The sequence below is a fragment of the Microbispora sp. NPDC049125 genome (assembly GCF_040802045.1).
GTDB lineage: Bacteria > Actinomycetota > Actinomycetes > Streptosporangiales > Streptosporangiaceae > Microbispora.
Window position 1 is genome coordinate 16,369 of record NZ_JBEZDW010000010.1, and the last position, 19,989, is coordinate 36,357.

14 protein-coding genes, 3 tRNA genes and 1 riboswitch are annotated in these 19,989 nt (G+C 71.9%); of the genes, 6 read left to right on the forward strand and 11 right to left on the reverse strand.

Going from position 1 to position 19,989, the window contains the following annotated elements; all coding sequences use genetic code 11:
* The first annotated feature begins 33 nt into the window (after window positions 1-33).
* Entirely contained in the window at window positions 34-1,260 is a 1,227-nt protein-coding gene (gene glgC, locus AB0B72_RS14235) for a glucose-1-phosphate adenylyltransferase (RefSeq protein WP_367739153.1), read from the forward strand.
* A 36-nt stretch (window positions 1,261-1,296) separates the two neighbouring features.
* Here the strand turns inward: glgC and AB0B72_RS14240 are convergent, their stop codons facing one another.
* On the reverse strand, window positions 1,297-1,887 hold the full coding sequence (locus AB0B72_RS14240; protein ID WP_367739154.1) for a hypothetical protein: 591 nt from the start codon (window positions 1,885-1,887) through the stop codon (window positions 1,297-1,299).
* Window positions 1,888-2,392: 505 nt separating this feature from the next.
* On the opposite strand from AB0B72_RS14240, the gene AB0B72_RS14245 reads away from it, so the two are divergent.
* Together AB0B72_RS14245 and AB0B72_RS14250 are read left to right on the forward strand one after the other, a co-directional pair.
* The gene (locus AB0B72_RS14245; protein WP_367739155.1) at window positions 2,393-3,697 is read left to right on the forward strand and encodes a DUF5685 family protein; all 1,305 of its coding nucleotides are present in this window, start codon (window positions 2,393-2,395) and stop codon (window positions 3,695-3,697) included.
* A gap of 138 nt (window positions 3,698-3,835) precedes the next feature.
* A complete protein-coding gene (locus AB0B72_RS14250) occupies window positions 3,836-5,476 on the forward strand; it encodes a hypothetical protein (protein ID WP_367739156.1) in 1,641 nt (546 codons plus the stop codon).
* A 52-nt stretch (window positions 5,477-5,528) separates the two neighbouring features.
* On the opposite strand, the gene AB0B72_RS14255 is transcribed toward AB0B72_RS14250, so the two are convergent.
* The 9 genes from AB0B72_RS14255 to AB0B72_RS14295 all read right to left on the reverse strand — a co-directional run bounded on the left by AB0B72_RS14255 (window position 5,529) and on the right by AB0B72_RS14295 (window position 16,863).
* Entirely contained in the window at window positions 5,529-6,584 is a 1,056-nt protein-coding gene (locus tag AB0B72_RS14255; RefSeq protein ID WP_367739157.1) for a mechanosensitive ion channel family protein, read from the reverse strand.
* A 51-nt stretch (window positions 6,585-6,635) separates the two neighbouring features.
* Window positions 6,636-7,631, reverse strand: coding sequence for a ribonucleotide-diphosphate reductase subunit beta (locus AB0B72_RS14260; RefSeq protein ID WP_367739158.1), 996 nt, complete (start codon window positions 7,629-7,631; stop codon window positions 6,636-6,638).
* Between the two features lie 62 nt (window positions 7,632-7,693).
* Window positions 7,694-10,000 carry a ribonucleoside-diphosphate reductase subunit alpha gene (locus tag AB0B72_RS14265; protein ID WP_367739159.1) on the reverse strand — a complete coding sequence of 769 codons (2,307 nt, stop codon included), beginning with the start codon at window positions 9,998-10,000 and terminating at the stop codon, window positions 7,694-7,696.
* Window positions 10,001-10,133: 133 nt separating this feature from the next.
* Window positions 10,134-10,347: riboswitch (cobalamin riboswitch) on the reverse strand.
* Between the two features lie 53 nt (window positions 10,348-10,400).
* Complete coding sequence (locus AB0B72_RS14270) at window positions 10,401-11,453, reverse strand: Bug family tripartite tricarboxylate transporter substrate binding protein (RefSeq protein WP_367739160.1); 1,053 nt, start codon at window positions 11,451-11,453, stop codon at window positions 10,401-10,403.
* A 122-nt stretch (window positions 11,454-11,575) separates the two neighbouring features.
* Window positions 11,576-12,499, reverse strand: a complete 924-nt coding sequence (locus AB0B72_RS14275; protein ID WP_367739161.1) for a nitroreductase/quinone reductase family protein — start codon at window positions 12,497-12,499, stop codon at window positions 11,576-11,578.
* A 530-nt stretch (window positions 12,500-13,029) separates the two neighbouring features.
* Window positions 13,030-14,847 (reverse strand): glutamine--fructose-6-phosphate transaminase (isomerizing), encoded by a 1,818-nt coding sequence (gene glmS, locus AB0B72_RS14280; protein ID WP_367739162.1) that lies wholly within the window; start codon window positions 14,845-14,847, stop codon window positions 13,030-13,032.
* An 8-nt stretch (window positions 14,848-14,855) separates the two neighbouring features.
* The gene (locus AB0B72_RS14285) at window positions 14,856-15,131 is read right to left on the reverse strand and encodes a hypothetical protein (protein WP_367739163.1); all 276 of its coding nucleotides are present in this window, start codon (window positions 15,129-15,131) and stop codon (window positions 14,856-14,858) included.
* Window positions 15,132-15,287: 156 nt separating this feature from the next.
* On the reverse strand, window positions 15,288-16,133 hold the full coding sequence (locus tag AB0B72_RS14290; RefSeq protein ID WP_367739164.1) for a neutral zinc metallopeptidase: 846 nt from the start codon (window positions 16,131-16,133) through the stop codon (window positions 15,288-15,290).
* A 166-nt stretch (window positions 16,134-16,299) separates the two neighbouring features.
* Window positions 16,300-16,863: a DJ-1/PfpI family protein gene (locus AB0B72_RS14295; protein WP_367739165.1), complete on the reverse strand. Its 564-nt coding sequence runs from the start codon at window positions 16,861-16,863 to the stop codon at window positions 16,300-16,302.
* Between the two features lie 167 nt (window positions 16,864-17,030).
* Between AB0B72_RS14295 and AB0B72_RS14300 the strand changes: the two genes are divergently transcribed.
* From AB0B72_RS14300 to AB0B72_RS14310, 3 genes are all read left to right on the forward strand, one after another.
* Window positions 17,031-17,101 (forward strand) — tRNA-Cys (locus tag AB0B72_RS14300).
* 89 nt (window positions 17,102-17,190) lie between these two features.
* A tRNA-Gly gene (locus AB0B72_RS14305) sits at window positions 17,191-17,262 on the forward strand.
* A gap of 25 nt (window positions 17,263-17,287) precedes the next feature.
* Window positions 17,288-17,362 (forward strand) — tRNA-Val (locus tag AB0B72_RS14310).
* Between the two features lie 220 nt (window positions 17,363-17,582).
* Here AB0B72_RS14310 and AB0B72_RS14315 read toward each other — a convergent pair.
* Window positions 17,583-19,946, reverse strand: a complete 2,364-nt coding sequence (locus tag AB0B72_RS14315) for an FtsX-like permease family protein (protein WP_367739166.1) — start codon at window positions 19,944-19,946, stop codon at window positions 17,583-17,585.
* Window positions 19,947-19,989 lie beyond the last annotated feature (43 nt).

The window sequence follows — 19,989 nt, forward strand, 5'->3', positions numbered from 1 at the left end:
TTGTTCGTTGTTTGGCGGGTTAAGGTCCTGGCTATGAAGGTGCTGGCGATCGTGCTCGCGGGTGGTGAGGGGAAGCGGCTGATGCCGCTGACCGCGGACCGGGCCAAGCCCGCCGTGCCCTTCGGGGGGATCTACCGGCTGATCGACTTCGTGCTGTCGAACCTGGCGAACGCGCACTACCTGCAGATCGTCGTGCTGACGCAGTACAAGAACCACAGCCTGGACCGGCACGTCTCCCGCACCTGGCGGCTGTCGGCGATGCTGGGCAACTACGTCACCCCCGTGCCCGCCCAGCAGCGGCTCGGGCCGCGCTGGTTCGCCGGATCCGCCGACGCGCTCTTCCAGAACCTCAACCTGATCTACGACGAGCTGCCCGACCACGTGATCGTCTTCGGGGCCGACCACATCTACCGGATGGACCCCCGGCAGATGGTGGAGCAGCACATCGACTCGGGGGCCGACGTCACGGTGGCCGCGATCAGGCAGCCGATCGAGCTGGCCGACCAGTTCGGGGTGATCGAGGCCGACCCCTCGGGCCGCCGGATCGTGGCCTTCAGGGAGAAGCCGAAGGACGCGGTGGGCCTGCCCGACGCGCCCGACCAGGTCTTCGCGTCCATGGGCAACTACGTCTTCAAGACCCAGTCGCTGATCGAGGCCCTGCGCGAGGACGCCCTGGACCCCAGCAGCAAGCACGACCTCGGGGGCAACATCATCCCGATGTTCGTCAAGGGCGGCGGGGCGGAGGTGTACGACTTCGCCCACAACATCGTCCCCGGCTCCACCGAGCGGGACAGGGGCTACTGGCGTGACGTCGGGACGCTCGACGCCTACTACGAGGCCCACATGGACCTCATCTCGGTGCATCCGATATTCAACCTGTACAACGACCGGTGGCCGATCTACACGGGCCACGACCCGCTGCCGCCGGCCAAGTTCGTCCACAACGAGGGCGACCGCGTCGGCCAGGCGCTGGAGTCGCTGGTGTCGCCCGGCGTGATCGTCTCGGGCGGCACCGCCCTGCGCTCGATCCTGTCGCCGGGGGTGGTGCTGCACTCCCATTCCCACGTCGAGGACTCGGTCCTGATGGGCTGCGTCAAGGTCGGCAGGGGCGCGATCGTACGTCGGGCGATCATCGACAAGAACGTCGTCATCCCCGACGGCGCCCGGATCGGCTTCGACCTGGAGCACGACAGGCAGCGGTTCGCGGTGACGCGCAGCGGCGTCGTGGTCATCGGCAAGAACGAGATCATCGACCGCTGAGGACCCGGCCGAGGACCGCCCCTGGCCGGGTGGTCGTCACCGGCCGTTGATGCGCCACATCGGCTCGACCACGCTCCACTGGGCCTCCCACGCGCGCCGGGCCCGGCGCTGGTTCACCGTCCTGACGAGGAGGACCAGCACGGCCAGCCCCGCGCTCGCGGCCATCGGGACCCCGGTGCCGACCGTCAGGGCCGCGACCACCGTCGTCTCCCTGTCCTGCGGGCGCGGGGTCAGCGTGCCGTGCTCGTCGGTCCATACGCGGATGACGTCGCCGGCGTGTTTGCTCGGGGCCGCGTCGACGACGCCCGTCCTCTGGACACCGTCGGGTGCGGTCCATCGCGCCTGGGCGTGACCCACCGCCGCACCGGCCGCCGAGAGCCGCGGCGTGGTGACGTCCTCGACCAGCGTGGCGGTCACCTGATGGCGCGACCGCTGCTGCTGGGCCTCCGTCCGCACGCCGTCGTCGTACGCGCGCACGCTCAAGGCCATGCCGAAGACGACCGCGGCCATGAAGCCCAGCACGGCGACCAGCCGGACCAGCGCTTCGACGCGGTCGCATCGGCGGCGCAGCGGATTTCTATCCAGTCCGAGCCACCGGGCGAACCTGGCGAATGGATTCTGCGACATCTCACACCTCACAGGGTCATTACCACTGCGAGTCCTGTTTATGCCTATTTTGACGTCCAAGGAACGTAGAGGAAACACCCCTCCCCATACAAGCGCACATCCTCGCGGATCGGCCTGCCCCACAGGGCTTCCCGGCGCCGGGCGACGGGCTCGCCCGCCTCTTCGGCGGCCGGCGATCCGGCCGCCGGAGGAGGGCCGCGAGCGCGGGCACGGGCGAGCCGGGAAGCGCGGACCAGGAGTCCTCATGCCTCCCCGCGCCTGGTTCGGGAAAGTCCGCCGGCACGCTCGCGCGGCATCGAGCGCCGCATTGAAGGTGGCATTGAGGGCGGCACCGTATGGCCAAGCACAAGAAAGGCCCGAAATATCCTTTTAATGGCAAAGTGCGGCATTCTCCGCTCGGCACCGCGATCTGCACCACACCGTCTCGTACGGCCCCTTGCCTGTGGGCCACTCGGTGGCATAATCGCCCGGAAACGGGATGATCCCGTCCGCGCGACCATCAAGGATGGTTTGGGTGTTCGGGATCCTCCGTCCGTGTGCCCGTCACAGCCGCCCCTCCGTTCACGAGGCCTGGCGGGCCCACCTGTGCGGGCTGTGCCTGACCCTGCGCGACCGGCACGGGCAGGTGGCAAGGGCCGCCACCAACTACGACGGGCTGATCCTCTCCGTCCTGGCGGAGGCGCAGCGGCCGGACGGCCGTGAGCGCCGCACAGCGGGCCCGTGCGCGCTGCGGGCCTTCCGGACGGCCGAGGTGGTGCCGTCCGCCGCCGAGGGGGCCCGGCTGGCGGCCGCCGTGTCGCTCGCCCTCGCGGCGGGGAAGATCCGCGACCACGCCGCCGACGGGGACGGCGTCGCCGGCCTGCCCGTCCGGGGAGCCCCGATCCGTGCGGTCGCCGCCTCCTGGGCCGCCGCCGCCGAGCGCGGCGGTCGTTCGATCGGCTTCGACACCGCGGTCCTGACCGAGGCCGCCGGGCGTCAGGCCGTCCTCGAAGGGACGCCGGGCCTCACGCTGCTCCAGCTCACCGAGCCGACGGAGGCCGCCGTCGCCGCCGCCTTCGCCCACACCGCCGTGCTGGCGGGCAGGCCGGGCAACGCCGGGAGCCTGCGCGAAGCGGGGCTCCACTTCGGGCGGATCGCGCACATCCTCGACGCGGTGGAAGACTTCGACGCCGACCAGGCCCGCGGCGCGTACAACCCGCTCGCGGCCACCGGCACCTCCGTCGAGGAGGCCCGGCGGCTTTGCGAGCGGTCTCTGCACGGGCTCGCCCTGGCCGTACAGGACCTGGACCTGGCTGATCGGCACCTGGTGGAGGCTCTCCTGCGGGACGAGACCCGGCGGGCGGTGCGTCGCGCGTTCCCGGCACACCCGGGCGGCTCGCCCCACCCGGGCGGCATCGCACAGGGCTCGCCCCACAGCGGCGGCGCGGCACACCCGCAAGCCTCGCCACACCCGCAGGCCTCACACCCGTACGGCTCGCCCCACCCGGGCGGCTCGGCCTGCTCCGGTCACGCACGCCCTTCGGCCGGCCGGGCCGTTCCGGAGAACTTGGCCGGTTCAGGGCACCTGGGCGGTCCGGCGAGCCCCGGAGCGGTGGGCAAGGTGCTCGCCGGCGGCCTCACCTTCGTGACCTGCGGGCTCTACCGGCCGCCCTGGAGCCCCTACCGCGACGCGCCGTGGCATGCGCGCTGCTACCTGGACGGGTGCGACTGCTGCCCTTGCGACGAGTGCTGCTGCGACGGCTGCTCGTGCGATGGGTGCGGCTGCGACGGGTGCTGCTGCGACTGCGACTGCTGTTCCTGCGACTGCTGAGCCTCCAGCCCCGCTCAGCCCCGGCCCCGCTCAGCCCCGGCCCCGCTGAGACCCCCGGCGGCTGAAGGCTGCCCCCGCCGGGGCCTCCAGCCGGTGGTAACCGGGGCGGATCACCCGATCCGACGGTATGGTCCCATCGTGCGTGGATCACGGCCTTTCCGGTGGCTGACACCGGCCGAGCGGAAGCTGTGGGAGGCGTACCCGACCGGCGCCTGGGTGGACCTGCGCGGCGGCTCGGCCGGCAGGGACGGCGGCGCGTACCACGGCCCGGGCGAGGTCGCGGGCGGCGCCCCGGAGACCGGCGGGTCGTGGGGGCGGGCGCGGACCGTCCGGGCAGAGCTGATCGCCGCACTGCTCCTCGGCCTGCGAGGCGACGAGCCCGGCCAGGTGCCCGGGGTCCGCCTCGCCGGGGCGCGGATCACCGGCGACCTCAACCTGTCCGACGCGACCATCGAGGCGAAGATCCACCTCCTCGGCTGCCACATCGCGGGGACCGTGTCGCTCGACGACGCGCGAACCCGGGGCGTCCGCCTGAGACACTGCGACGTCCACCGGGTCAAGGCACGCCGGGCCACCGTCGACGGCCTGCTCGACCTCGACGGATCGACCGTACGGGAGGCGCTGCATCTGGACAACGCCCACGTCACCGGGCAACTCCGGCTGTGCCACTCCGAGCTGTACGCGATGGAGGAGCTGTCACGGCCGCCGCACCGCCTCCCGGAGGGCACGGAGGGCCCGCCTGCCCCGGGCGGCGCGCACGGGTGGGAGGACTGGCGTGATCCGCCCGGGCGGGGACCGGTCGCCCTGTGGGGCGGAGGGCTCATCGTGGACGGCGGCGCGTTCCTGCGCGACCTGCGGGCCGGCGGATGCCTGCGGCTGGTCGGCGCCCGGTTCAACAGCGGCCTGCACATCGAGCGGGCCGTCGTCACCAGCGCCGGGACGCACGCCGTGCAGGCCGACCACATGCAGGCGACGGCCGCGGAGTTCAGCGGGGGCTTCACCGCGTACGGCACCGTGAGGCTGCGGGGGGCCAGGATCACCGGGGTGCTCTCGTTCAGCGAGGCCGTGCTGGCGGCCCCCGCCGCGCTGCCCGAGGGCCGGGCGCTGCACCTGAGCCACATGCAGGCCGACGAGCTCATCCTCCTGCCGGCCTCGATCGAGGGGGAGGTGAATCTGGCCTACTCCCGCCTCGGCGTCCTGTTCGACCAGCCGGCCAGCTATCGGGAGCATGTGCACCTCAACGGCCTGACGTACGAGTCGCTGCGCGGACCCGCCTCCCTCGCCGACCGCCTGTCGTGGCTGCGCCGGGACCCCGCGGGCTACCGTCCCCAGCCGTACGAGCAACTCGCCGCCTACTACCGGCGGATCGGTCACGAGCCGGACGCCCGCAGGGCGCTGCTGGCCAAGCAGCGCGCCCGGCGGCGGACGCTGCGCCTGCCGGGCCGCCTGTGGGGGCGGCTGCTCGACGCCGCGGTCGGGTACGGCTACCGGCCCTGGCTGGCCGGGGTGTGGGCGGCCCTGCTCCTCGCCGCAGGGACGGCGGCCTTCTCCCACTGGCCGCCGCACCAGATCGGGCTCGACGAGAGCCGGCACTTCAACCCGTTCACCTACACGCTGGACCTGCTGGTGCCGGTGAGCGTGTTCGAGCAGCGGGCCGCGTGGGAGCCGTACGGGTGGACGCTGTGGCTGGCCAACGGCCTGATCGCGGCCGGCTGGATCCTCGCGACGGCGCTCATCGCCGGCGGCACGCGGGTGCTGCGCGGCTCCGGCACGTCCTGAGCCGGCCGGGCGGGCCCGTCACACGAACCCGCCGGCCGCACGAACCCGCCGGTCAGGCGGGCCGGTCGACCCGGAACCGGGGAATGCTCTCGGGGTACTTCTCGCGGATGAACGTGACCATGTGCTCGCGGATGTCGCACCGCAGGTCCCAGGCGCTGGCCGAGTCTGCCGCGCTCATCAGGGCCCGCAGCTCGATCAGCCCGGTGGGTGTGACGTCGGTGACCTGGAGGGTCCAGTCCTTCTGGTCCCAGAGCGGGTTGTCGCGAAGCGCGCGGTAGAGCTCGGCCCGCAGCTCCTCCACCGGGACCGACCAGTCGGCCCGCAGGTAGACGCTGCCCAGTATCCGGCTCTCGTGCCGGGTCCAGTTCTCGAACGGGTTGGTGGTGAAGTAGGACACCGGGAGGATGAGCCGCCGCTCGTCCCACAGGCGCAGCGCCACGTAGGTCAGCGTGAGCTCCTCGATCCTGCCCCACTCCTCCTCCACCACGACCACGTCGTCCAGCCGCAGGGCGTCGCTGAAGGCGAGCTGCAGCCCGGCGAGCAGGTTGCCCAGCGTGGACTGGGCCGCGATGCCGCCCACCACACCGGCGATGCCCGCGGACGCGAGCAGCCCGGCGCCCAGCGCCCGAACCTGCGGGAAGGTGAACAGCATCGCGCCCAGGGCGACGACCACGACGACCGCCGCGGACACGCGGCGGACGAGCGTGATCTGCGTGCGGATCCGGCGGGCCCTGCGGTTGCGCTCACCCTCCACCCGGGTGAGCCGGTCGAGGACCACGTCGGTGACCGCGTACGCCGCCTGGATCACCAGCCACGTCACGCAGACGATCAGCAGCAGCGTGAACATCTGCCGGAGGAAGCTTTGCGAGAGCCAGCCGGACATGCCGGGGGTGTAGACGGCGCTGACGGTCGCCAGCACGGCCGTCGCGAACCCCGGCCAGGTGCACCGGCGGACCACCGGCCCGGCGAGGGCCCAGCGCTCCCCGATGAGCCGTGATTTCAGCACCCGCCGGACCATCTCCACCGCGACGATCGCGGCGGCGACGGCGATTCCGAGACTTGCCCAGTTCCACGCGGCCGTCAGGACGGCGCCCCCTTTCGTCGTCATGGCGGGCCCCTTGCCCGCCCAACAAAGGCATAAAACCGGTCAAAAGTGTGATCAGAATGACTCGTCGAAGCTCACATCGCCCTCGACGGCCACCTGGTAGGCGGATACCCGGCGCTCGAAGAAGTTGGCCAGCTCCTGCACGTCCTGGAACTCCATGAAGGCGAACGGGTTGGCCGTGCCGTACCTGGGGGGCATGCCGAGCCGGGCGAGACGGCGGTCGGCGACGTACTCCAGGTACTCCCGCATGTGGCCGGCGCTCATGCCGCCGAGGCCGTCCCCGCACAGGTCGCGTGCGAAGGCAGACTCCGCCGCGACCGCCTCCTCCATCATCCGGACCACCTGCCCCGCCAGCTCGTCGTCGAACAGCTCCGGCTCCTCCCGGCGTACGGTGTCCACGACCTCGAAGGCGAACTCCATGTGCATCGACTCGTCGCGGAACACCCAGTTGGTGCCGGTCGCCAGGCCACCGAGCAGGCCGCGTGAGCGGAACCAGTAGACGTAGGCGAAGGCGCCGTAGAAGAACAGGCCCTCGATGCAGGCGGCGAAGCAGACGAGGTTGAGCAGGAAGGCCCGCCGGTCCTCCCGGGTGCCGAGGCGGGACAGGCCGCCGATCGAGTCGATCCACCGGAAGCAGAACTCCGCCTTGGCCCTGATCGAGGGGATGTGCTCCACCGCGGCGAACGCCTTGGCCCGCTCGTCGTGGTCGGGCATGTAGGTGTCGAGGAGGGTCAGGTAGAACTGGACGTGCACCGCCTCCTCGAACAGCTGCCTGCTGAGGTAGAGCCGCGCCTCCGGCGCGTTGATGTGCTGGTAGAGGTTGAGCACCAGGTTGTTGGCGACGATCGAGTCGCCGGTGGCGAAGAACGCGACGAGCCGGTTGACCAGGTGCCGCTCGCCGTCGCCGAGCCTGGCCAGGTCGGTGAGATCGGTGTGGAGGTCCACCTCCTCGACCGTCCACGTGTTCCTGATGGCCGCGCGGTACCTGTCGTAGAACTCCGGGTACCGCATCGGCCGCAGGGTGAGGTCCATCCCGGGGTCGAGCAGCATGGCACGCCTTTCAACGGTGGTTCCTGAGTTGGTCCCTGAGTGGGTCGCTGAGGTGGCCGCGGTCACTGGCAGGCCTCGCAGATCTCGGGGTTCTCCAGCGAGCAGGCGACCGCCTCGCCGGGCTCCGGGCCGGTCTCCGCGGAGGACTCCGCGGCGGGCCGTACGGCGGCCACCGTGGTCTGCGCGATCCTCGTCGCCGGGCGGGACCGCAGGTAGTACGTCGTCTTCAGGCCCGACCGCCAGGCGTAGGCGTACATCGACGACAGCTTGCCGATCGTCGGGGCGGCCATGAAGAGGTTGAGCGACTGCGACTGGTCGACGTACGGCTGCCGGGCGGCGGCCAGGTCGATGAGCGCCTTCTGCGGCAGCTCCCAGGCGGTGCGGTAGAGCGCCTTGAGCTCGTCGGGGACGTCCGGAAGCCCCTGGATCGACCCGTCGGCCACCTTGAGCGCGTCCCGCACGGCCCCGGTCCACAGCCCGAGCGCCTGGAGGTCGCGGACCAGGTACCGGTTGACCTGGAGGAACTCCCCCGACAGGGTCTCCCGCTTGAAGACGTTGGACACCTGCGGCTCGACGCACTCGTAGCACCCGGCGATCGAGGCGATGGTGGCGGTCGGGGCGACGGCGACCAGCAGGGAGTTGCGCAGGCCGGTCCGCTCGATCCTGGTGCGCAGCTCCGCCCACTCCTCCGGGTGCACGGGTCGCGCCGGGAAGTGGTCCGGGTGCAGGATCCCGCGCGCCGCCCTGGTCTCGCCGTACGAGGGGTGCCGCCCGCGCTCCACCGCGAGGTCCGCCGAGGTCCCGTACGCGGCGAGCGCGATCTCCTCGGAGATCCGGGTGGACAGGGCGAGGGCCTCCGGCGAGTCGAACGGCAGCCGCAGCGCGAAGAACACGTCGGCCAGGCCCATCACGCCGAGGCCGACCGGACGCCACTTCAGGTTGGCCGCCTCCGCCTCGGGGGTGGGGTAGAACCCGAGGTCGATGGTCCGGTCGAGGAACCGCACGGCGGTGCGGACGGTCGCCCGCAGCCGTTCCCAGTCGACGCCGCCGTCCGTGAGGTGCGCGGCGAGGTTGACCGAGCCGAGGTTGCAGACGGCGGTCTCGCCGTCCGAGGTGACCTCAAGGATCTCGGTGCACAGGTTGGACAGGTGGATGACGTTGCCCGCGAGCGCCGTCTGGTTGGAGGTGCGGTTGGCCGCGTCCTTGAACGTCATCCAGCCGTTGCCCGTCTGGGCGAGCGTCCGCATCATCCTGCCGTACAGAGCCCTGGCCGGGACCTGCCGGACGTACCGTCCGGCGGCCTCCAGTTCCCGGTAGCGGACGTCGAACGCCTCGCCCCAAAGATCCGTCAGCTCGGGCGCCTCCTTGGGGTCGAACAGCGACCAGGTGCCGTCCGCCTCGACCCGGCGCATGAACTCGTCGGGCACCCAGTTGGCCAGGTTGAGGTTGTGCGCGCGCCGGGCGTCCTCGCCGGTGTTGTCGCGCAGTTCGAGGAACTCCTCGATGTCGGCGTGCCAGGTCTCCAGGTAGACGCAGGCCGCGCCCTTGCGCCGGCCGCCCTGGTTCACCGCGGCCACCGAGGCGTCGAGGGTGCGCAGCCACGGGACGATGCCGTTGGACAGCCCGTTCGTGCCCCGGATGAGCGAGCCACGCGACCGGACCCGGGTCCAGGAGACCCCGATCCCCCCGGCGTACTTGGACAGCCGGGCCACCTGGGCGTACCGCTCGTAGATGCTCTCCAGCTCGTCGCGCGGCGAGTCGAGCAGGAAGCACGACGACAGCTGCGGCCGGCGGGCGCCGGAGTTGAACAGCGTCGGGGAGCTCGGCAGGTAGGCGAGGGCCGACATCAGCCGGTAGAGCTCGGCGGCCTCCTCCACCGACGACGACAGGCCGCACGCCACCCGGAGCAGGAAGTGCTGCGGCCGTTCGAGCACGCGGCGGGTGACGGGGTGGCGCAGCAGGTAGCGGTCGTAGACCGTGCGGAGCCCGAAGTACTCGAAGCGGTCGTCGGCTCCCTTCTCGGTCTGCGCGTCGACCAGTTCGTCGAGCGCCGCGGCGTTGGCCGCCACGAACGCCGCGACGCCGTCGCCGAGGAGCCCCGCCGCGTGGGTGGCCGCCACCGACTCGGCGAACGTGCGGACCCCCTGCCCGGCCGTCTCGTCCGCTATCAGGGCGCCCAGCAGCCGGGCGGCCGTCTTCGATTTCCCGGGGTCGGAGATGACCCCCGCCGCCGCCTCCTCGATCGCCTGCCACGCGTCGTGCGCGGCGCCGAGCGCGTGTGCCGGGGGCGCGCTCGTCGTTTCCGCGGTCGTCGTTTCCGCAGTCGTCGTGTCGGCGGTCGTCGTGTCGGCGGTCGTCGTCAGTGTCAACGTGCCCTCTTCCTCGCGAGCTCAGGTCCTGGCCGGAGCCGCGGGGAGGGCATGCGTCAGCGCACGCGCACGCCGGTGGACGTGCCGCGCCTGGCGGGCCCTCCCACGAGGCCCGGCATGGCCGCGCGGACATGGGTCCGCGCGCGTCACCGGCAGGTCTTCGGACTCGCGGGCGTCCGGCGCGGCCTCGGGGCCGGCCGGTCCTACTGGCCGTCGCTTCCCAGGCGCACGGCGCCCAGTGCTCAATGACGGCGGTCGTTCCCGCTCACCGCTGCGGGGCAGTCCCGGACTCGCACCGGGTTCCCTCTTGCCTCACCCGTAGGCGAACCAGCGACTCGATGATCCTACATGTAGTGGCGCCCGGCGCAACAACCCCTACAGGTTGTGTCTGCCGGTGGAGTCACCGCAATCCGAGATCGGCCAGCAGCCGGGTCGTACGGCGAGCCTCAGCGGCCAGCCACTGCCGGAAGTCGTCGCCCTCCAGATAGAGCGGGGTCCACCCGTTGCGGGCGCAGACCCGCTCCCAGAGGGGCGAGCCGCCGATGGCGCGGCAGAGGTCGAGTAACCGCTCCCGGCCTCCCGCGGCCTGCGCGAGGGGGGTGAGCAGGCCCCACCAGTTCGCGAACACCACCCCCACGCCGGACTCCAGGAGCGTGGGCGCGTCCACCCCCGGCAGGCGCTCGGGCGACGACACCACCAGGGGACGCAGCCGTCCCGCCCGGATGTGGGGGACGACGTCGCGCTGCCCGGCGAACCCGGCCGCGACCCGGCCGTCCAGCAGCGCGTCCACGGCCTGCGCCCCGTCCTCGAACGCCGCGTAGTCGATGAGGCGGGGGTCCGCCCCGAGGCCCACGGCGGTCAGGCCGAAGGCCTGGTGCTCGGGCCCGCCCACGGCCCCGCCCGCCACCTTCCGGCCGCCCGGGTCGCGCACGAGGTCCCGGGCGAACCGCTCGAACGTGCCGACGCCCGAGCCGGGCGCGGCGACCAGGACCTCCCACTCCCCCGCGAGCCTGACCAGCGGCGCCGTACGGGTCGCCGGGAGCGGGCCCCGGCCCATCGCCGCCTGGGCCAGCAGGGCGGGATCGGCGACCATCAGCTCGGCGCTCGGGGCGTCGGCCGGCCGTGAGCCGACGGCGGAACCGCCGCTCCGCCGGCGCTCGAACCCGCCGCCGGGATCGCGTCCGGCATCACGGCCAGGATCACGTCCGGGCTCGCCGTCGGTCTCGTCGGATTCCGGCTCGCCGCCGGATCCGCCGCCTCGCGACCGGCGGATCCGCACGGCCCGGGCCCACCTGCGGGCCTCGATGAGGGCCTTCAGCTCGCGGGCGACCACGTCGCCCCGTCCGGCCCCCGGCACGACCAGCGAAATCGCGCTCTGGTACGGCGGTGCCTGCGTCCCGCATCCCCCCGCGAGGGCCAAGACCCCCAGTGCGAGAACCGTACGGCGTCGCATGTCCGGCACCCTCCCCCCGAAGAGCCCCTTATGCGCACAGACTATGGCTTACTACACCAAGTCACTACATATCGGACGCTAGGGGACGATGAACTCATCGGGATGGGTGCGCGGGGGCCCGATCAGGGGCCGGAGTCTCCCGCCGCGGCGGGCTCCGGCGCGACCGGCGGGAACGGGATCCCGGTCAAGACGGGCAGCAGCGCCTCCTCCTCGTAGTCGAGGTGCGCCGTGAGCTCCTCCGACAGCCGGTCCAGCTCGGCCAGGAACCGCCGGGGGTCCGCGACGCCGACGCCGGCCAGCAGTGCGCTCAGCTCACCCTGGATGCGCGCCACCGTCCGATGCTCGGCGCGGAGCCTGTCCAGAGCGTCGCGCAGGTGAGGGTGCTCACTCGCGAGCGCGGGGAAGATGTACGCGTCCTCGCCGGTGTGATGCGACTCCAGGCCCTGACAGAAGGCCAGGCAGTGCTGCCTGATCTGCATTCCGAGCCCCGGCGCAGGGGGGTCGCCCGGGCCCTGGTGGGCCGCGCGCTCGGCGAGGTGGGCCTCGGCCTCGGCGCGCAGGTTCCGCAGTTGCGCGCGCAGCCAGGTGTGGATCTGCACGAGCTTGCCGCCGAGAGTGGTGACCGGCCCCTCCCCCGCGTCGAGCGACGGGCGCTCCAGCACCACGACCGGCAGCGTACGGGCGGTGCCGGCCTGGTAGCCGGCGAACCCGGGTGCGGCGCGCACCACCTGCTCGAACAGCCGCTCACGACGCGCCCCCTCGGCGGGGACCGCGATCGCCTCGAACACCTCCGTGCCGATCTCCACCCGTACCACGGGGTGGGCGAGCAGGTTGTGGTACCAGGCGGGATGCCTGTCGGCGCCGCCGGCGGACCCGACGACCAGCAGCAGGTCGCCGTCACGGACGTAGCCGAGGGGCACGGTGTGCTCCCGCCCCGACTTCGCGCCGGTCGTGGTGAGCAGGAGGAGGTCGCCGCCCTCGAAGGGACCACCGACCTTCCCCCCGTTGGCTCGGAACTCCTCGATGACGCTGTGGTTAAAGGACATACGGTGTCAGATCTCCAGAAAAGTGCATGGGTAGAAAAGCGCATGGGTCAGCGGTGACAGTCGCTGAGTGATCACGGTGTCGTGATGACGTGATGACGTGATGGCGGTGACGCGCGGCTTATGGCGCCACCGCACACCGGCCCTCGTCTGGAGAAGGACATCGATCCGGCGCCCGAGGCCGTAAGGGGCCCGCCCGGACCCCGCCGGCCGTCGAGGAGGCCGTCGAAGAGGCCGCCGCGAAGCTGCGGAGGGCGTGGGCGTGCCGGATGTCACGCGGCGGTGCCGGGCACCGGGGAGGACGAGGGACGGCGCGCGGAGGCGCTCAGATCATGCGCGCGGCGCGGAGTGCGACCTCATGGCAGCGGTCCCTTCGTGAAGGTGCTCGCCCGGTCGCCGGCCTGGCCCATACATGCTCTCTGCTCGTCGGGGCCGGCGCCACGCGGCACGCCGACCATTACACCCACCCGGTGACCGACTGTCAACGGCCCGCGCCCCCACCCGGGGGACGCGGGCCGTACCGCACGGAGGAGCTACTCGACGGTGACGCTCTTGGCCAGGTTGCGCGGCTTGTCCACGTCACGGCCGAGCGCGACGGCGGCGTGGTAGGCGAACAGCTGCAGCGGGATCGTCAGCAGGATCGGGTCGAGCTCGTCCTCGCTCTTCGGCACCACGATGCAGTCGTCGGCCGCGTCGGCGGTCCGGTGGCCGACCATCAGGATGCGGCCGTGGCGCGCCCGGATCTCGCCGAGCGTCGTGAGGTTCTTGTCGAGCAGGTCGTCGTCGGGGACGATCGCCACGGTCGGCAGCTCGGGGCTGATCAGCGCCAGCGGCCCGTGCTTGAGCTCGCTCGCCGGGTACGCCTCCGCGTGGACGTAGGAGATCTCCTTGAGCTTCTGGGCGCCCTCGCGGGCCACCGGGTAGCCGCGCACCCGGCCGACGAACATCATGCCGGGGGCGTCCGCGTACTTGATGGCGAGCTCCCTGATCTGCTCCTCCAGGGTGAGGATGTCCTTGATCTGCTCGGGCAGCCGGCGCAGCCCCTCGCAGATCCTCCGGCCGTCCGCCGGGGACAGGTCGCGTACGCGGCCCAGATGCAGGGCCAGCAGGGCGAAGGCGACGGCGGTGGAGGTGAACGCCTTGGTGGAGGCCACCGAGACCTCGGGCCCCGCGTGCAGGTAGACGCCGCCGTCACACTCGCGGGCGATGGCGCTGCCGACGGTGTTGACGATGCCGAGCACGCGGCCGCCCTTGCGCTTGAGCTCCTGGACGGCGGCGAGGGTGTCGTAGGTCTCCCCCGACTGGCTGATCGCGACGTACAGGGTGTCGGCCTCCACGACGGGGCTGCGGTAGCGGAACTCCGAGGCGGGCTCGGCGTCGGCGGGGATGCGGGCCAGCTCCTCGATGAGCTGCGCGCCGATCTGCCCCGAGTAGTACGCGGAGCCACACCCGATGATCTTCACCCGGCGGAACGAGCGGGTCTCGCGCGCGTCCATGTTGAGGCCGCCCAGGTGGGCGATGTGGAACCGGTCGTCGACGCGGCCGCGCAGCGTGCGGGCGACCGTGTCGGGCTGCTCGGAGATCTCCTTGAGCAGGTAGTGCTCGTAGCCGCCGTTGTCGTAGTGCCCGGCGTCCCAGTCGACCGTGAACGGCTCCTTGGCCGTCTCCCTGGCGTCGCTGGTGAACGTGTGGAACCCGTCGGCGGTGAGCACGGCCAGCTCGCCGTCCTCGAGGTGGACGACCTGGCGGGTGTAGCGGATCAGGGCCGCGACGTCGGACGCGGCGAACATCTCCTTCTCGCCGATCCCGACGACGATCGGGCTGCCGTTGCGCGCGACCACCACCTCGCCGGAGCGCTGCGCGTCGACCACCGCGATGCCGTACGTGCCGACCACGCTCTTGAGCGCCTTGCGTACCGCGTCCTCCAGGGAGTCGGTCTCCTTGACGGTGCGGCCGATGAGGTGCGCCAGCACCTCGGTGTCGGTCTCGCTCTCGAACTTGACGCCGTCGGCCTCCAGGCGGCGGCGCAGCTCGTCGGCGTTCTCGATGATGCCGTTGTGGACGACCGCGATGCGCTCCTCACGGTCGAGGTGGGGGTGCGCGTTCACGTCGCTCGGCACGCCGTGCGTCGCCCAGCGGGTGTGCCCGATGCCGATCGTGCCCTTGAAGCGGGCCGGCATGGCGCTCGCCAGGTCGGCGACCCGGCCCTTGACCTTGCGCATCTTCAGGCTCTTGGCGTTGACCACGGCGAGACCGGCCGAGTCGTAGCCCCGGTACTCAAGGCGCTGGAGACCTTCGAGGAGGATGGGTGCCGCATCCTTCGGGCCGACATAAGCGACGATTCCGCACATGTGCGCTCCTATCCGTAAACGATCCGGCGGAGCTGGCGCAGGGTCAGCTCCGGTGCCGTGACACGCCTTCCCGACAGCTCGGCGGAGATCCGGGGAAAGATCTGGTCGTTGGTCAGCCCCCTCGACTTGAGCTCGCCGTGGCGGCGCCGCACGTAGTCCTCCGCGGACTCGCCGAAGTACGCCAGGACGTCGGCCACCACGCGGGCCGCCTCCCCCGGGCCGAGCGAGGTGGTCCGGATGAGGTGGCCGATCAAGTCCTCGAAGGGATGCCGTGTCGTCGACACAGAGCAGGACCCTAACGCAGTACGGATGCCGACTAACAAGTTTCTTGCCCGTATTCGGGCAGGATCAGTCCCAAAACCCTCTTGGCCGGATCTGTACGGACGGGCGACGGCCTCTTTCCCGTCCTTCCACGGCCGTCAGGTTCCCTCTACGGCGAGTCAGGTCACGTCACGCGGCCGGGCCGACCAGGTGTCGCAGGATCCCGGCCGTCCCGAGCGGAACCCCTTCGTCAGCCATCGCAGCCGGGTCGCGAGACGCCCGTGGTCACGGACCCACCGCGGCGGACTCACCCCCGCGAACGCGTCCTGGAACCGGCTCCACGGCGGCATCACCTTCCGCATCGCGTGGAGCGCGACGCCGGAGAAGCACTCGGCCTGGAGCTCGAGCCGTCTGCTCACCAGGTCCTTCTCCTGCCGCGTGCCCGCCTGGCCGGTCATCTCGTCGGCCCGCCTCATGAGGCCCGCGAGGTGCTGGATGCGGTGGCCGTACTCGTGCGCGACCACCTCCGCCACCCACGCGGCGGCGACGGCCTCCCGGTCCTCGGGCAGGAGCAGCACGTAGTACGTCGCGGTGCCGCCGCAGTAGGTGCCGGCGGCGCCGTCGGCGGGCATCCTGCCGCACACCGAGTCTTTTTCGTGGCGCTTGACGAACCTGCGCAGCGGCGGCAGGAAGTCCATCCCCACCTTTTCGAACTCCGTCGCCCAGATCACGTCCAGGCAGTCCGAGACCGACTCCATGTAGCGCTTCATCGACGTCCAGCCCCCGGCGGGAGAGCGGACGTCACAGGAGGCCTTCGCCGCCGGCGCCGTGTAAAGGGTGCTCCCGGAGTCGGCGGCGTCCCGCTCGTCGTCCGGCGCGAGCAGGTGGAATCCGGCGTCCGGCGGCGTCCGCGAGGGCGTGGCCGTCCACTGGGCCACCCTCATGGGGAAGGGCTCGGGGGAGGTCTCCCCCGCACAGCCGGCCACGAGAGCGAGCAGCCCCAGCACGGGGAGAAGACGGCGCATGATCGGGAATCGTATGCACCGTTAGTCACGACATGATCCTTCTTGTGCAACACATTCCCATCCGCGCCGGGACACCGCGACGCCCCATGCCAGGGCCGCTCACAGCGAGGGCGGCCGCGCACGTCGCAGGGGGACGGCACGGCCGCCGCCGCGGGCGCCGCGGCGGTCAGCCCGCTGGGGCGGCGGCGCGCAGCACCTTCATGAACTCCCGCATCCAGGCCGGGTGGTCGGGCCAGGCCCGCCCGGTCACCAGGTTCTGGTCGACGTGCGCCTCGCTGTCCAGCCACGTGCCGCCCGCGCTCTCGACGTCGACGGCGCAGGCGGGGTAGGCGCTGCTCTCCCGTCCCTTGAGCACGCCGGCCGCCGCCAGGACGAGCGGCCCGTGGCACAGCGCCGCGATGGGCTTGCCCGCCTGCGCGAAGTGGCGGACGATCTCCTGGCAGTCCAGGTCGCCCCGGATGTACTCCGGCGCCCGGCCGCCCGGGATCACCACCGCCGCGTAGTCCCCGGGGGTGACGTCGCCGAACGCGACGTCGGCCGCCCAGGTGTGCCCCGGCTTCTCGGTGTAGGTCTCGAATCCGTCCACGAAGTCGTGCACGACGAACTGGAGCTTCTTGACCGCCGGTGCGGCGATGTGGACCTCGTAGCCCTCCTCCAGCAGCCGCTGGTACGGGTACATGACCTCCAGGTCCTCGGCCGCGTCGCCCGTGATGATCAGCACCTTCGCCATGGCGGATCCCCTCCTCGTACGGTTTCCGCCTCGATCCTGCGCGCGGCCCCGCCCGCCGGTCAACGCCTTCTCCGGGTACGGCCCGGCTTTGGTACGGCCCCGCCCGCCACGCCGGCGACCAGGCCGTGGACGGGTAGAGTCACCACGTGTCCCGGCAGCGGGACCCTGGTGGAGTGGCCGAGAGGCGAGGCAGTGGCCTGCAAAGCCGCGCACACGGGTTCGAATCCCGTCTCCACCTCTTGAGGCTGAGACTGACAGACGGCTCCGGCAGCCCGCCGGATCCGCTAGAGTTGAGCATGCGCCGCGGGGGAAACCCGAGCGGCGGTCGCGGAAGTGGCTCAGTGGTAGAGCATCACCTTGCCAAGGTGAGGGTCGCGGGTTCGAATCCCGTCTTCCGCTCGAAACCCGATCTTCGGTCGGGCCCGGGCGATTAGCTCAGCGGGAGAGCGCTTCCCTGACACGGAAGAGGTCACTGGTTCAATCCCAGTATCGCCCACCATAGGTGTCTTATCAGAACCTTGGCCGCAGAGGGCTGGGGCTGGCGGGGCCACGTGGTTGTCTGCAACGCCGTACCCGGTTCCGGGTGCGGCGTTGTTGTGTTGTAGGGCCTGTGCGCCGTGAAGGGGCGTGCGTGGCCGTGTGGCCGTGCTGGGGCGTGAGTGCCTGCTGGTGGTGTCCGCATCCTCCCCGGCCGCCACCACTCGTACGCCGGTCGTGGCTCACTCCGCCCTGAGGATCGGGGCGATCGCGAGGCGGGCCACGGCTCGGGCGGGCCGCGCGGCGACGGCCGCGGCGGCGGCCAGGGTCACCGGGGCGATGAGGGCCAGCGTCGTGACCGGGACCGGGGGCACGTAGACCATGGGGGTGTTGTCGGCCACCAGCCGCCACAGCGCCCGGCCCGTGACCAGGCCGAGGGGGACGCCGGCGAGCAGGCCGATGGCGGCGAGCGTGCCCGCCTGGGTCAGCGTGATCATGCGCGCCTGGACACGCGTCATGCCGAGGGCCCGCAGGACGGCGATGTCGTGCCGTCTCCTGCGTGCCGTGATCGTCACCGCGTGCGCGGCGGCCGCCACGGCAAGCAGTGCCAGGAAGGCCGCGAGCGCGCCCGGCAGGACCCGCACGTCCCTGATCTCGTTGAGCTGCGGCGGCATGATCGCCGGCACCAGGCCGACGTCACGGCCAACGAGCCGGGACAGCCGCGCGGAGACCGTGCCGACGTCGGCGCCCGGGCCGAGCACGACCAGTCCCATATTGACATCGAAGGAGTGGAAGACCCGGTCGTAGCCGGCCGCGGTGACCTGCGCACCGTCGTCGTAGGTGTTGGAGACCCCCATGGGGACGAACCCGATCGCCGAGACTCGGAAGTCGGCCGCCGCCTCCCGCCCGGTGAGCCTGATCACATCACCGACCTTGGCATTCAGGCGCGCCGCCGTGGTGACCGCGAGCAGGACGTCGGCATCGGTCACCGGTGGACGGCCGGTGACCACCACCGGCGGGACCTCGTTCCTGACGGGCCTCGGCCCGTACACCATGTACGGGTTCCCTCCCGTGGACGCGGCGGCGACGCGCTCGTCGGCGACGGCCAGCACATCGGGGTCCGCGGCCACCTTGGGCAGCACACCGGTAGCGCCCTCCCTGTTGTACCCGAGGAAAACGAGGAGCTGATGAGTCTGCCCGAACCGCTCCGGATGCTCCGCCGCGTCCCCCACCCCTGCGGAGAAGGTGAACGCGGCCGTCACCCCGAGAACCCCCGCCAGGGTGCCGGACATCGCCGAACGGATCGGGAGCGCCTGCCCGCGGCCCAGGGCGTACCGGAGACCGGTCACCACCGGCACGGGCAGTCCGGCCCGCGCGGCCGCCGACACCAGGGCCGAAGCGCGCGGTCCCCGGTTCCGCCCGGTGGCGAACCGGCCGATCCAGGCGCCGGCCACGGCCGTGCCCACGGCCAGCAGGGGCACGATGATCAGCGGCGGCAGCAGGACCACCGGATCGATGTCGAGCCCCGGATGGGGCTCGAAGTTCGCGGCGGCCCCGATCGGCATCCAGGGGGACGCGGCCGCCGCCCCACAGACCCCGAGAACGGCCCCCACCGCCGTGGCGGCGGCGGGACCGAGGGCCGCCGCGAGGGCCTCCTGCCGGGGCGTCAGCCCGCTCACCCGCAGGGTCCGCAACTCGGCGAGGGTCCCGCCGATCGACCGCAGGAGATGCTGGCCGATGAGCAACGTGGCGGCGGCGAGGGCGGCGAGCGCGAACGCCAGCAGGCTCACCGCCTCGTAGTTCAGCAGCCGGTCGTAGCGCCGCCCGGTGTCGGCGAGCCTGTCGATCGGGATCGGATGCCCGGTGAGCGCCGCCATACGGGTCCGGAGGCGCTCCACTCCGTCGGCCCCGTCCGTGAGCCTGACCAGGGCGACGGAGAACCCTCTGTGGTCGGCCCCCATCAGGTTGTCGCGATATTTCCGGAACAGTCCGGGCGATGGGAGGACGACCCCTGGGCCGTCGACGCCGTCGGAGAAGTACGGCGACCTTATGATCCCCACGATGGTCGCCGTCACCGTCGGCCCCTGCCCGCCCTGCATCGCGCCCCCGGCGTCCGCGACGAGATCGACCTTCTCGGGCGTGTTGAGCTGGATCCGAACGGTGTCGCCCACGCCCTTGCCGTACAACCGGGTGAACCGCCACTGCACCACGACCTCGTCCGCCCGGCGGGGGTCCGGCAGCCGCCCCGCGAGCACGACCGGTCGCTCTAGATCCCGCCACATCGCGTCGTCCACGGGCGGCACGCACAGCCAGTTGAACGGCATGTCGTCGATGTGCAGACCGGTGATCGCGTAGGGCGCGACAGCCTCGACGCCCGGCAGTGCGCGCACCCGGTTCCAGTCGAGATCCGGATCCTGGTTGGACACCAGCGCGTCCGCGGGCCTGGTCACCGCGCGCAACCTGTCGAGCGCGCCGGCCCCGCGGCGTGCCCCCGCCACGGCTGTCAGCACGGTGGCCAGCGCGAACGCCACCAAGAGGGTCAGCGCCAGCCACATACGCCAGCGGCGCCGCAACTCCAGCGCCAACCAGGCTCCCAGGAAACCCACGCTCAAACTCTGCTACGGGCCTGTCACGGGGTGAAGTGTGCTA